Source organism: Enterobacter sp. 186315 (assembly GCF_053290175.1).
Window position 1 is genome coordinate 1 of the sequence record NZ_JBPTTK010000019.1, and the last position, 13,480, is coordinate 13,480.

Sequence of the window (13,480 nt, forward strand, 5' to 3'; positions counted from 1 at the left end):
CCGCACCGCACGAACGTGGGCCGGGTAAGCGCAGCGCCACCCGGCAAAAAACCGCACCGCACAAAGAACTAAAGCGCCACTAAGGGCGCTTTAGTTTTTCCCGGTCTTTGTCTTTCTCTCTATCCCGCTGGTTCACAGGAGGGTTTCCCCCGACATCAGCACCCCTCGTGTCGAGCAAGTTGGGGAGGTTCCGGATTGTGCCGACACTTTAATTCTATGCAAGACCCCGTTTTTCGCCAGCGCAGACGGTTCCTTTTTAGCCAAAATTTTTTCGCGATGTTGTTCGATTTTCTATAGTTAAGGCGTAGCCATTAAGGAGAAACCGATGCTAACGCTCCACCATCTTAACCAGTCGCGCTCTCACCGCGTAATCTGGGCGCTGGAAGAACTCGCTCTGCCCTATGAGATTGTTCGCTACCAGCGCGAAAAAACCATGCTTGCGCCGGAGTCGCTCAAAAAAGTGCATCCGCTGGGGAAATCGCCGGTCATTGAGGATAACGGCTTGGTCCTTGCCGAGTCCGGGGCCATTCTTGAGTACCTGCAAGAGACCTACGACGGCGAATCGCGCCTCAAGCCGCAGGATCCTGCCGACAAAGTGCAGTATCGCTTCTGGCTACACTACGCCGAAGGGTCCCTGATGCCGCTGCTGCTCATGAAGCTGGTGTTCAACAGCCTGGGTAAACCGCCCGTTCCGTTCGGGCTGCGCACCATCGGCAAGGCGCTGGGGCAGGGGGTGCAAAAAGCCTACCTTAACCGCCAGCTTGAAACCCACGCGCGTTTTATTGAATCGCATCTGGCGCAGAACCGCTGGTTTGCCGGTGACGCGCTGAGCATGGCCGATATCCAGATGAGCTTCCCTATTTTTGCCCTGCTGGCGCGCGGGGGGATCGACAACCTGCCGCATACCCGGGCGTGGAAGGAAAAGGTAGAAGCGCTCCCGGCCTGGCAAAAAACGCTGGAGCAGGGTGGGCCGTTAACCCTTCCCGGCGAGGCGTGAAATGTAACTAAATTGCGCACCAACGATAACGTTTGCGCATCCTCTGGTTATTTCTTCATCTTTGGATGTGAATTTTAGCGAAAAAGGAGAAAGTTCAGTTGAAAAGGGCGGTGATTAGGCTAGATAATCGTTTGCCTTTTTTGACCACCCGTTTTGTAAGCGCGGAGCTAAACGTTTGCTTTTTTTGTGACGCCCCTATTCGTCGCAAACGTAGCACAAGGATTTGACGTTTTGCTGGCAGTGGAGTCTCCACCACGACTTACAGACGCTCTATAAAAATTCTCAGGGGATGTTTTCTATGTCTACGCCTTCTGCGCGTAATGGCGGTTCACTCGACGCCATGTTTAAAATTTCTGCTCGCGGCAGCACCGTGCGACAGGAAGTCGTTGCCGGTCTGACCACGTTTCTGGCGATGGTTTACTCCGTCATCGTGGTGCCGGGCATGTTGGGTAAAGCGGGCTTCCCGCCTGCGGCCGTCTTCGTGGCGACCTGTCTGGTCGCCGGCGTCGGCTCCATCGTGATGGGCCTGTGGGCGAACCTGCCGCTGGCTATCGGCTGCGCCATCTCGCTGACCGCGTTTACCGCCTTCAGCCTGGTGCTGGGTCAGCACATCAGCGTGCCCGTTGCCCTTGGCGCGGTATTCCTGATGGGTGTGCTGTTCACCGTCATTTCCGCCACCGGCATTCGTAGCTGGATTTTACGCAACCTGCCGCAGGGCGTGGCGCACGGCACAGGTATCGGTATCGGCCTGTTCCTGCTGCTGATCGCCGCCAACGGCGTGGGTCTGGTCATCAAGAACCCGCTGGACGGTCTGCCGGTTGCGCTGGGCCACTTTGCCAGCTTCCCGGTGATCATGTCCCTGATTGGCCTGGCGGTGATTATCGGTCTGGAAAAACTGAAGGTGCCGGGCGGCATTCTGCTGACCATCATCGGTATCTCGGTTGTCGGTCTGATTTTCGATCCGAACGTCCACTTCTCCGGCATTTTCGCCATGCCATCCCTGAGCGATGAAAACGGCAACTCCCTGATTGGCAGCCTGGATATCGTGGGCGCGCTGAACCCGGTGATCCTGCCAAGCGTTCTGGCGCTGGTGATGACCGCGGTGTTTGATGCTACCGGTACCATCCGTGCGGTGGCCGGTCAGGCGAACCTGCTTGATAAAGACGGCCAGATTATCGACGGCGGCAAAGCGCTGACCACCGACTCCCTGAGCAGCGTCTTCTCCGGCCTGGTGGGCGCAGCGCCTGCGGCGGTATACATCGAATCCGCAGCGGGTACGGCGGCGGGCGGCAAAACCGGCCTGACGGCAATCACCGTCGGCGTGCTGTTCCTGCTGATCCTGTTCCTTTCTCCGCTTTCGTACCTCGTGCCTGTCTATGCAACGGCGCCTGCGCTGATGTATGTTGGCCTGCTGATGCTGAGCAACGTAGCGAAAATCGACTTCGCTGACTTCGTCGACGCCATGTCCGGCCTGATCACCGCGGTGTTCATCGTGCTCACCTGCAACATCGTCACCGGCATCATGATTGGCTTTGCCTCTCTGGTGATTGGTCGTCTGGTGTCAGGCGAATGGCGCAAGCTGAACATCGGCACGGTGGTGATTGCCATCGCGCTGGTGGCCTTCTACGCGGGCGGCTGGGCGATTTAAGTTATCGATTTATGCGAAAACGGGTGGCTTTGGCCGCCCGTTTTTATTTTCGGAACACAGATTGTTGTCATTTGCGTTACTCTCAGGAAGATAGAATTAAGGCACGACGCCTTCCGTTGTACATAAGACACATTGCAAACAGGGAACGCATGGAAATTTTCTTCACAATACTCATCATGACCCTGGTGGTCTCTCTGTCCGGGGTAGTTACTCGCGTACTGCCCTTCCAGTTACCCCTGCCGTTAATGCAAATCGCCATTGGTGCGCTGCTGGCCTGGCCGACGTTTGGGTTACACGTCGAGTTCGATCCGGAACTGTTCCTGGTCCTCTTTATTCCGCCGCTGCTGTTCGCCGACGGCTGGAAAACCCCAACGCGTGAATTCCTCGAACACGGGCGAGAGATCTTAGGTCTGGCGCTGGCGCTGGTGGTGGTCACCGTCGTCGGGATTGGCTTCCTGATCTACTGGGCGGTGCCGGGCATTCCGCTCATTCCGGCCTTTGCGCTGGCGGCCGTGCTCTCCCCGACCGATGCCGTGGCGCTGTCCGGCATCGTGGGGGAAGGGCGCATTCCGAAAAAAATTATGGGCATTTTGCAGGGCGAGGCGCTGATGAACGACGCCTCCGGCCTGGTCGCCCTGAAGTTTGCCGTGGCGGTAGCGATGGGGACGATGGTCTTCACCGTTGGCGGCGCGACGCTGGAGTTCTTCAAGGTCGCCATCGGCGGTATTCTGGCGGGCTTCGTGGTGAGCTGGCTGTATGGCCGCTCGCTGCGCTTCCTCAGCCGCTGGGGCGGTGATGAACCCGCTACGCAGATCGTGCTGCTGTTCCTGCTGCCGTTCGCCTCTTACCTGATCGCTGAACACATTGGCGTGTCGGGCATTCTGGCGGCGGTAGCGGCAGGGATGACCATCACCCGCTCTGGCGTGATGCGCCGCGCGCCGCTGGCGATGCGCCTGCGTGCCAACAGCACCTGGGCGATGCTCGAATTCGTGTTTAACGGCATGGTGTTCCTGCTGTTGGGCCTGCAACTGCCGGGCATTCTGGAGTCTTCGCTGGTGGCGGCAGAGGCCGATCCGAACGTCGAAACCTGGATGCTGTTCACCGATATCGTGCTGATTTATATCGCGCTGATGCTGGTGCGCTTCGGCTGGCTGTGGACGATGCAGAAGTTCAGCAAGCGCTTCCTGAAGAAAAAGCCGATGGAGTTTGGCTCCTGGACCACGCGTGAACTGCTGATCGCCTCGTTCGCCGGGGTTCGCGGTGCAATCACCCTGGCCGGTGTGCTCTCCATTCCGCTGCTGCTGCCGACCGGGGACGTCTTCCCGGCGCGTTACGAGCTGGTGTTCCTGGCGGCAGGGGTGATTCTGTTCTCCCTGTTTGTCGGCGTGGTGATGCTGCCGATCCTGCTTCAGCATATCGACACCGGCGACTCATCGCAGCAGCATAAAGAGGAGCGTATTGCCCGCGCGGCAACGGCTGAAGTGGCGATTGTGGCGATCCAGAAAATGGAAGAACGTCTGGCCGCCGATGCCGAAGAGAACATCGATAACCAGCTGCTGACCGAGGTGAGCTCGCGCGTCATCGGTAACCTGCGCCGCCGTGCGGACGGGCGCAATGACGTGGAGAGTTCGCTTCAGGAAGAGAATCTGGAGCGCCGCTTCCGCCTCGCGGCCTTACGTTCGGAGCGTGCAGAGCTGTACCACCTGCGCGCCACGCGACAGATCAGCAACGAAACGCTGCAAAAGCTGCTGCACGATCTGGACCTGCTGGAAGCGCTGTTGATAGAGAATCAGTAGTCCGTTTTCCCCCTCACCCCATAGGGGCTCGATCGGTTCCCTCTCCCTATGGGAGAGGGGTAGGGTGAGGGGAAACCCAAAACCCCTCACAGCACTCCAGCCACGCTTTCGCGCTGTGCGACAAATACACCCCTTCCCGCCAGATCATCCCCAGCTGCCAGTACAAATCGCTCTCAAGCGGGATCCAGCGCAGCGTGTTCTTGTCCAGCCGCTCGCAAATCGGCTGCGGCAAAATGGCAATCCCCACGCCCGCCTGCACCATCGCCGCGAGAAAATCCCACTGGCCGCTGCGCACCGCAATGCGCGGTTTAACGTTGTGCTGGCTGAACAGCGCCATCAGCTGGCGGCTCAGGGCGAAATCTTCGTTATAGATTAATAGCGGATGCTCGCCGAGGCGCTCAGGCTGCACCGAATCGATATGCAGCCACTCGCCGGAGCGCGGCACCAGCACGCACAGCGGATGGCTAAACAGCGGCAGCGAAGCCAGCCCGCTCTCTTCTTCAACGGGCAGCGCGGTCATCGCCACGTCCAGCTCGCCGTTCATCACCGCCTGCTGAACGGTCAGGCCGCCGAACTCGGATATTTTAAGCTCGACGCCGGGATAGCGCTGGCGAAACAGGCTAATCGGCCCGGCCATCATCATTCCCACCATCGGCGGAATGCCGAGGCGCAGAATGCCTTTGTTCAGATGATTGATATCGCCAAGCTCGGCCTCCAGCTGGCGGAATTCGGCGAGGATCGCCAGCCCGCGTTCAAACACCACTCGTCCGGTGTCGGTCAGCAGCAGCTTGCGTCCGTCGCGGATCAGCAGGGTGCAGTTCAGCTCATCTTCGAGGTTTTTCAGCATCTTGCTGATGGTAGGCTGGGTCACAAACAACTTTTCCGCTGCGCGGGTAAAACTCTGCTGACGAACCACTTCGACAAAATAGCGCAGCGTTCTTATGTCCATGATTATTCCTCGGAACTATGCATTCGATGATTTTAATTCATTTCAGCCCACTCCGTGCGCTCGCTATACTGGCGCTCCATCTCATTTTTGAGGAAATCCCCCATGGCCGTGGCGTTAAGTCGTGTTACGCCTGCCGTTGTGCAACGACTTCAGGTACCGGTTCAGGTACTGCTCTATGCCGCGCTGTTCGTGTTTGCGGAATATCTTGTCACCTGGCTACACCTGCCGCTGCCCGCCAACCTGGTGGGAATGCTTTTAATGCTGACGCTGATTCTGTGCCGCGTAATCCCGCTTAACTGGGTGCGCGCGGGCGCTCGCTGGCTGCTGGCGGAAATGCTGCTGTTCTTCGTTCCGGCGGTGGTGGCGGTGGTGAACTACGCCCAGCTGCTGATGGTGGACGGCTGGCGCATATTCGCGGTGATCGCCCTGAGCACGCTGATGGTGCTGGGCGCTACCGCCTGGGTGGTGGATAAAGTTTATCGCTTTGAAATCAGCAGGCAGAAGCATGACTAACTTCCAGATAAGCGTCCTGTGCCTGGTTGCCACCCTGGTTATCTACTTCGCCAACAAACGCCTCTATCGCCGCTTTCACGCGCTGCCGCTGATGCCGCTGGTGTTCACGCCGATCCTGCTGGTGCTGATGCTGGTGTTCGGGCATATCTCCTGGCAGAACTACATCGGCGAATCCCACTGGCTGCTGTGGCTGCTCGGCCCGGCGACCATCGCCTTTGCGGTTCCGGTTTACGACAACCTGGCGATTATCAAACGCCACTGGATGTCGCTCAGCGCGGGCGTGGTGACCGCTACGGTGGTAGCGGTGTGCAGCTCCGTCTGGCTGGCGCGGCTGTTTACCCTCTCCGATGAAATTCAGCGCAGCCTGGCCGTGCGCTCCGTTACTACGCCGTTTGCGCTGGCGGCGGCCAAACCGCTCGGCGGTCAGCCGGATCTGGTGGCGCTGTTTGTGGTGGTCACCGGGGTGTTCGGCATGGCGGTGGGAGATATGCTGTTTCTGCGCCTGTCGATCCGCGAAGGGATGGCAAAAGGGGCCGGGTTTGGCGCGGCCTCACACGGCGCGGGCACCGCGCGTTCCTATGAGCTCGGTCAGCAGGAGGGCGTTGTCGCAAGCCTGGTGATGATGCTGTCCGGCGTGGTGATGGTACTGATTGCGCCGCTGGTGGCGTGGGCGTTGTTCTGATTTTTAATACGCGGATAGTTATTGATTTGCGTAGTCCTTACAATATTGCGTCGCGAAACTGCATGGTAGGGATACAAAACGTGAATTATTTAAAATGGATTTTTTTACCTGCGCTGATCTTTAGCCAGGTCGTTAATGCTGATTGTCCTGCGGAGGATGAGTCTATTGCATTGAAGGGTAAATTGATGGAAAAAGTCTATGCCGGTCCGCCTAATTACGAAAGTATTGAAACCGGTGACGAAGCATTGAACTATTCCATTCTGGAACTTGATGAGCCGATTAGCTGTACTGTTGATAATGAAGAATTGACCGTTAGTGACGTGCAGACGATCGCTTCAACGAAAAGTCAGGTTTCTAACGCTGAACTTAGCGGCATGGTGGGTAAAAATATTGTCGTGACAGGCAAAGCGATGTATGCCCAAACGGGTCGGCACGCTACGCCGATTCTGCTCTTAGTGGAAGAGGCTGGTGTTATCGAACCCATTAAAACGGCTTCGCAAAAAAAGAGCGTACTGCTTCAGTTTCAGCGTTTTCAGCAGGTGCTGCGTGAGCGAAATGTGGCGGAATTGAAAACATTTTTTGTATTCCCTTTCGACGGTCACCTTTATGATTTTATGATCTATGACGAATCCTTAAACTATTCCACTCCATTTACCGAAAAATTATTCGATAAATATTCAGACGCGATAATTAAAGGATTACAACCGCTCGTTGATATCAAACTTAATTTCACGAATTACACGGTGAATGAGCACAGGATAAATTCGCTGTCGGAGGAGGCGCAAAAGCGTCAGTACCATCTGGCATCGGAGGATGGGCGTTATTATTATCTCGAAAACGGCAAGCGGCATGAGGTGGGCGTTGTTTGTGATGATGTCGCTGGCGGCAGACTTGATGAAAACAGTTTATGGGTTTTTCGGGGCAGCGATTCTAATGCGCAACTCCCCGACTTCCCGGAGTATTGCGAGCACTCCTCTGGCTATGTCTTCAACCTGATAAATGGAAAGCTCAGGCTGGTTAAAAGCTATTCCGCAGGCTGAAGTTCCCCGGCCAGACGGCCGGGGAGAAAGGGTTAGTGCGCGCGGCCCTGCTCAACGCCCAGGCCGGTTTGTGAACGGATAAACTGGGCGCGGAATTTCTCGCGTTCCAGGTTGCCTTCCGGCGAGTTGTCGGTGGCGGAGAAGACCCAGATCCCGATAAACGCGACGGCGATCGAGAACAGCGCCGGGTATTCATACGGGAAGATGGCGCTTTCGTGACCGAGGATCTGCACCCAGATGGTCGGGCCGAGGATCATCAGGATCACCGCCGTCAGCAGGCCGAGCCAGCCGCCAATCATCGCGCCACGAGTGGTCAGTTTTGACCAGTACATGGAGAGCAGAATGATCGGGAAGTTACAGCTTGCCGCAATCGAGAAGGCCAGCCCCACCATAAAGGCGATGTTCTGTTTCTCGAACAGGATCCCCAGCAGAATCGCCACCACGCCCAGAATGAGCACGGTGATTTTGGAGACTCTAAGCTCCTGGCGCTCGGTTGCCCCTTTGCGGAACACGTTGGCGTAGAGATCGTGCGATACCGCAGACGCCCCCGCCAGCGTCAGCCCGGCAACCACTGCGAGGATGGTGGCGAAGGCCACGGCGGAGATAAAGCCGAGGAACAGGTTACCGCCCACCGCGTCAGCCAGATGCACCGCCGCCATATTATTGCCGCCAATCAGCGCGCCCGCCGCATCTTTAAACGCCGGGTTCGCCCCCACCAGCATGATCGCGCCAAAGCCGATGATAAAGGTCAGGATGTAGAAGTAGCCCATAAAGCCGGTGGCGTAGAAGACGCTCTTACGTGCCTCACGCGCGTCGCTCACGGTGAAGAAACGCATCAGGATGTGCGGCAGCCCCGCCGTACCAAACATCAGACCCAGCCCCAGCGAGAGCGCGGATATCGGGTCTTTCACCAGCCCGCCCGGGCTCATGATCGCTTCCCCTTTCGGGTGAACCGCCATCGCTTCGGTGAACAGGTTGTTGAAGCTAAAGCCGACGTGCTTCATTACCATAAAGGCCATAAAGCTCGCGCCGAACAGCAGCAGTACCGCTTTGATAATCTGCACCCAGGTGGTGGCGAGCATTCCGCCGAACAGGACGTACATCACCATCAGCACGCCGACCAGCACCACCGCGACGTGGTAGTTCAGGCCGAACAGCAGCTCGATAAGTTTGCCTGCACCCACCATCTGCGCAATCAGGTACAGCGCGACCACCACCAGCGAACCGCAGGCGGAGAGGATACGGATCGGCCCCTGCTTCAGGCGATACGACGCCACGTCGGCAAAGGTGAACCGACCCAGGTTACGCAGGCGCTCGGCAATCAGGAACAGGATGATCGGCCAGCCCACGAGGAAGCCGAGGGAGTAAATCAGCCCGTCGTAGCCGGAGGTGTAAACCAGCGCAGAAATTCCGAGGAACGACGCCGCCGACATAAAATCGCCCGCGATCGCCAGCCCGTTCTGGAAGCCGGTAATGTTGCCGCCCGCGGTGTAGTAATCGTTACGCGAACGCACGCGCTTCGACGCCCAGTAGGTGATGTAGAGCGTCAGCAGCACGAAAATCAGGAACATGATGATCGCCTGCCAGTTGGTCGGCTGACGCTGCACCTCGCCGGTGATGGCATCGGCGGCGTTCGCGGCAAAGGGAAGTGTGGCGGCTAGCGCCGTCAGGACTCGCTTCATGATGCTTTTACCTCACGCAGAACCGCGTTGTTAAGACGATCGAATTCACCGTTGGCGCGCCAGACGTAGACGCCCGTCAGCACAAACGAAATCACAATCACGCCGATCCCAATCGGGATGCCGCGCGTGACGCTGGTGCCTGCATGAAGCGGTGTGCCGAGCCAGTGCGGAGCAAAGGCGATCAGCAGAATAAAGCCGACGTAGATGATCAGCATGATGATGGACAGTAAGAAGGCAAACCGTTGCCGTTTTTCGACGAGCTCCCTGTAGTGCGCACTGTTCTCTATCTGCTGACAAATATCGTTATTCATCACAGAAATCTCCAGAGGTAAGGTTGGTTTATTTTATCCCCTCTCCCCTATGGGGAGAGGGTTAGGGTGAGGGGAGGAAGGTGAAGTCTGATGCCCTCACCCCGGCCCTCTCCCACAGGGAGAGGGGGAAAACAGGTTACGATGGCATCGCGATGGCCTGCTTCTCTTCGAGCAGTTTTTCCACCACGCCAGGATCGGCGAGCGTCGAGGTATCACCGAGGTTGCTGGTGTCACCTGCCGCGATTTTGCGCAGGATACGGCGCATGATCTTGCCGGAGCGGGTTTTCGGCAGCGAGTCGGTCCAGTGCAGCACGTCCGGGGTGGCAAGCGGGCCAATCTCTTTTCGTACCCAGTTGCGCACCTCGGTATACAGCTCCGGCGACGGCTCTTCGCCGTGGTTGAGCGTGACGTAGGCGTAAATCGCCTGGCCCTTAATGTTGTGGGGAATGCCCACCACCGCCGCTTCGGCGATCTTCGGATGCGACACCAGCGCCGATTCAATTTCCGCCGTGCCCAGACGGTGGCCGGACACGTTCAGCACGTCGTCAACGCGCCCGGTGATCCAGTAATAGCCGTCTTCATCACGACGTGCGCCGTCGCCGCTGAAATACATGTTTTTGAAGGTCGAGAAATAGGTCTGCTCGAAGCGCTCGTGGTCGCCGTACAGCGTGCGCGCCTGGCCCGGCCAGGAGTCGACGATCACCAGGTTGCCCTCGGTTGCGCCCTCCTGCGGATTGCCTTCGTTATCCACCAGCGCAGGCTGCACGCCGAAGAACGGACGGGTCGCTGAGCCCGCTTTCAGCTGGGTTGCGCCCGGCATCGGGGTAATCATGAAGCCGCCGGTTTCGGTCTGCCACCAGGTATCCATCACCGGGCATTTATAGTTGCCGATCTTCTTCCAGTACCACTCCCAGGCTTCCGGATTGATCGGCTCGCCGACGGAACCGAGAATGCGCAGGGACGAGCGGTCAGTACCTTCTATAGCCTTGTCGCCCTCCGCCATCAGGGCACGGATCGCCGTTGGCGCGGTGTAGAGAATATTGACCTGGTGCTTGTCCACCACCTGACACATGCGCGCCGGGGTTGGCCAGTTCGGCACGCCCTCAAACATCAGCGTGGTCGCCCCGCAGGCCAGCGGGCCGTAAAGCAGGTAGCTGTGACCGGTGACCCAGCCCACGTCTGCGGTACACCAGTAGATGTCGCCCGGATGGTAGTCGAAGACGTATTTAAAGGTGGTGGCGGCATACACCAGGTAGCCGCCGGTGGTGTGCAGCACCCCTTTTGGCTTGCCGGTGGAGCCGGAGGTGTAAAGGATAAACAGCGGGTCTTCCGCGTTCATCTCTTCCGGCTGGTGCTGGTCGCTGGCGTTTTCAATCAGGTCGCTCCACCACAGGTCGCGGCCTTCGTGCCAGTCGATCTTGCCGCCGGTGCGCTTAAGGACAATGACGTTGCTGATGGTGGTAACGTTCGGGTTTTTCAGCGCGTCGTCGACGTTTTTCTTCAGCGGAATGCCGCGTCCGGCGCGCACGCCTTCGTCAGCGGTGATCACCAGCTTAGAGCTGGAGTCGACAATACGCCCGGCCACCGCCTCCGGCGAGAAGCCGCCGAAAATGACGGAATGAATGGCCCCGATACGCGCGCAGGCCAGCATCGCCACCGCCGCTTCCGGCACCATCGGCATATAAATCGCCACCACGTCGCCCTTTTTAATGCCCTGTTGCAGCAGCACGTTGGCAAAGCGGCAGACGTCGCGGTGCAGTTCTTTGTAGGAGATGTGTTTGCTCTGCGAGGCGTCGTCGCCTTCCCAGATAATCGCCGTTTCGTCGCCGCGCTCGGCCAGATGGCGATCCAGGCAGTTTGCCGCCAGGTTCAGCGTGCCGTCTTCATACCATTTAATCGAGACATTGCCGGGGGCAAACGAGGTGTTCTTAACCTTCTGATAGGGTTTTATCCAGTCAAGGATGTGGCCCTGCTCGCCCCAGAAAGCGTCAGGACTGGAAACGGATTGCTGATACTTCTCGTGGTACTGCTCCGGGGTGATCAGGCAACGTTCCGCAATAGTGGCGGGAATCTTGTGTTTATGTATTTGGCTCATGGCTTTTTTTCTCCTTGTAAGATGTTAATAATATGTCGCAAAAACGTTAAGAGTAGGGGCTTTACAAGCTTTGTTTATTATTTGGGCGGCAGATCACGCATTGCCTGAAGAGTATGAAAAATGAGCGAATGAAACTTTGAAGGGAAATAATTCAGCGGAAAGATTATTCACATTTAGGTGAAAAAAATCTTTTTTATAACAAAAGGTTATTTATGCGAATTATTACAAATTAGCGTCATAGTGACTTTTCGCAGTCAAATGCCCCGTTCTTTAAGGCTTGCGCAGCAGGCCGTGCAAATGATACTCATACGCCGCGTTAAAAAATCCCATAAACCAACGCAACACAATTCATACCCTTTCAGTATGTCTTCATATTCATGCAGTTCAGGTGATGTGAGGGCTTCATTGAGGAAGTCAGTTTCTATGAAAAACGTTAAAATCAGCCTGGCCTGGCAAATCCTGCTGGCTCTGGTGCTGGGCATCCTGCTGGGCAGCTATCTCCACTATCACAGCGACAGCCGCGAGTGGCTGATTGCCAATTTGCTCTCTCCGGCGGGTGACATCTTTATTCATCTGATCAAGATGATTGTCGTGCCCATTGTGATCTCGACGCTGGTGGTCGGTATCGCAGGTGTAGGCGATGCGAAACAGCTTGGCCGTATCGGCGCGAAAACCATTATCTATTTCGAAGTGATCACCACGGTGGCCATCATTCTTGGCATCACGCTGGCGAATGTGTTCCAGCCGGGCTCGGGTATTGATATGTCCCAGCTGGCGACGGTGGATATTTCGAAATACCAAAGTACGACCGCAGACGTGCAGAGCCATGCGCACGGCCTGATGGGAACCATCCTGTCGCTGGTGCCGACCAACATTATCGCCTCTATGGCGAAGGGCGAGATGCTGCCTATCATCTTCTTCTCGGTGCTGTTTGGTCTGGGGCTCTCTTCTCTGCCTGCCACGCACCGCGAACCGCTGGTGACCGTGTTCCGCTCTATCTCTGAAACCATGTTCAAAGTGACCCACATGGTGATGCGCTACGCGCCGGTCGGGGTGTTTGCGCTGATCGCAGTTACCGTGGCGAACTTCGGCTTCGCCTCCCTGTGGCCGCTGGCGAAGCTGGTGATTCTGGTTCACTTCGCGATCCTGTTCTTCGCGCTGGTGGTGCTGGGCATCGTGGCGCGCCTGTGCGGGCTGAGCATTTGGATCCTGATCCGTATCCTGAAAGACGAGCTGATTCTGGCTTACTCCACGGCAAGCTCCGAGAGCGTGCTGCCGCGTATTATCGAGAAAATGGAGGCCTACGGCGCGCCTGCCTCGATTACCAGCTTCGTGGTGCCGACCGGTTACTCCTTTAACCTCGACGGCTCAACGCTGTACCAGAGTATCGCCGCTATCTTTATCGCCCAGCTGTACGGCATCGACCTGTCCCTGTGGCAGGAAATCGTGCTGGTGCTGACGCTGATGGTGACCTCAAAAGGTATCGCCGGCGTGCCGGGCGTGTCGTTTGTGGTGCTGCTGGCAACGCTGGGTAGCGTGGGTATTCCGCTGGAAGGGCTGGCGTTTATCGCGGGCGTTGACCGTATCCTCGACATGGCGCGTACCGCGCTGAACGTGGTGGGTAACGCGCTGGCGGTGCTGGTGATTGCCAAGTGGGAACACAAATTCGACCGCAAAAAAGCGCTGGCGTATGAACGCGATGTGCTGGGTCGTTTTGATAAGACTGCGGACCAGTAATGTAAAAAAGCCCGGTGGCGCTGCGCTTAC

11 protein-coding genes are annotated in these 13,480 nt (G+C 57.3%); 7 read left to right on the forward strand and 4 right to left on the reverse strand.

Features of this window, described 5'->3' with window-relative positions; all coding sequences use genetic code 11:
- Positions 1 to 325 precede the first annotated feature (325 nt).
- The 3 genes from ACSVHP_RS17950 (at position 326) to ACSVHP_RS17960 (ending at position 4,441) form a co-directional block, all read left to right on the forward strand.
- Positions 326 to 997, forward strand: coding sequence for a glutathione S-transferase family protein (locus tag ACSVHP_RS17950; protein WP_417313236.1), 672 nt, complete (start codon positions 326 to 328; stop codon positions 995 to 997).
- A 298-nt stretch (positions 998 to 1,295) separates the two neighbouring features.
- The gene (gene ghxP, locus ACSVHP_RS17955) at positions 1,296 to 2,645 is read left to right on the forward strand and encodes an NCS2 family permease (RefSeq protein WP_234676032.1); all 1,350 of its coding nucleotides are present in this window, start codon (positions 1,296 to 1,298) and stop codon (positions 2,643 to 2,645) included.
- Positions 2,646 to 2,794: 149 nt separating this feature from the next.
- The gene (locus ACSVHP_RS17960) at positions 2,795 to 4,441 is read left to right on the forward strand and encodes a Na+/H+ antiporter (protein WP_234676034.1); all 1,647 of its coding nucleotides are present in this window, start codon (positions 2,795 to 2,797) and stop codon (positions 4,439 to 4,441) included.
- 46 nt (positions 4,442 to 4,487) lie between these two features.
- On the opposite strand, the gene ACSVHP_RS17965 is transcribed toward ACSVHP_RS17960, so the two are convergent.
- Positions 4,488 to 5,390 carry a LysR family transcriptional regulator gene (locus tag ACSVHP_RS17965; protein WP_417313234.1) on the reverse strand — a complete coding sequence of 301 codons (903 nt, stop codon included), beginning with the start codon at positions 5,388 to 5,390 and terminating at the stop codon, positions 4,488 to 4,490.
- Between the two features lie 102 nt (positions 5,391 to 5,492).
- Here ACSVHP_RS17965 and ACSVHP_RS17970 point away from each other — a divergent pair, with 102 nt between their 5' ends.
- The 3 genes from ACSVHP_RS17970 (at position 5,493) to ACSVHP_RS17980 (ending at position 7,625) form a co-directional block, all read left to right on the forward strand.
- A complete protein-coding gene (locus ACSVHP_RS17970) occupies positions 5,493 to 5,903 on the forward strand; it encodes a CidA/LrgA family protein (protein ID WP_234676038.1) in 411 nt (136 codons plus the stop codon).
- Positions 5,896 to 6,585 carry an LrgB family protein gene (locus tag ACSVHP_RS17975; protein ID WP_447552610.1) on the forward strand — a complete coding sequence of 230 codons (690 nt, stop codon included), beginning with the start codon at positions 5,896 to 5,898 and terminating at the stop codon, positions 6,583 to 6,585. The genes ACSVHP_RS17970 and ACSVHP_RS17975 overlap by 8 nt, the downstream gene beginning before the upstream one ends.
- An 80-nt stretch (positions 6,586 to 6,665) precedes the next feature.
- On the forward strand, positions 6,666 to 7,625 hold the full coding sequence (locus tag ACSVHP_RS17980) for a DUF4431 domain-containing protein (protein ID WP_447552611.1): 960 nt from the start codon (positions 6,666 to 6,668) through the stop codon (positions 7,623 to 7,625).
- Positions 7,626 to 7,657: 32 nt separating this feature from the next.
- Here the strand turns inward: ACSVHP_RS17980 and actP are convergent, their stop codons facing one another.
- The 3 genes from actP to acs form a co-directional block, all read right to left on the reverse strand.
- Positions 7,658 to 9,307 carry a cation/acetate symporter ActP gene (actP, locus tag ACSVHP_RS17985; RefSeq protein ID WP_417313233.1) on the reverse strand — a complete coding sequence of 550 codons (1,650 nt, stop codon included), beginning with the start codon at positions 9,305 to 9,307 and terminating at the stop codon, positions 7,658 to 7,660.
- Positions 9,304 to 9,618: a DUF485 domain-containing protein gene (locus tag ACSVHP_RS17990; protein WP_234676041.1), complete on the reverse strand. Its 315-nt coding sequence runs from the start codon at positions 9,616 to 9,618 to the stop codon at positions 9,304 to 9,306. Before ACSVHP_RS17990 ends, actP begins: the two co-directional genes overlap by 4 nt.
- 136 nt (positions 9,619 to 9,754) lie before the next feature.
- On the reverse strand, positions 9,755 to 11,713 hold the full coding sequence (gene acs, locus ACSVHP_RS17995; RefSeq protein WP_447552612.1) for an acetate--CoA ligase: 1,959 nt from the start codon (positions 11,711 to 11,713) through the stop codon (positions 9,755 to 9,757).
- 423 nt (positions 11,714 to 12,136) lie between these two features.
- On the opposite strand from acs, the gene gltP reads away from it, so the two are divergent.
- On the forward strand, positions 12,137 to 13,450 hold the full coding sequence (gene gltP, locus ACSVHP_RS18000; RefSeq protein WP_447552613.1) for a glutamate/aspartate:proton symporter GltP: 1,314 nt from the start codon (positions 12,137 to 12,139) through the stop codon (positions 13,448 to 13,450).
- Positions 13,451 to 13,480: the final 30 nt, after the last annotated feature.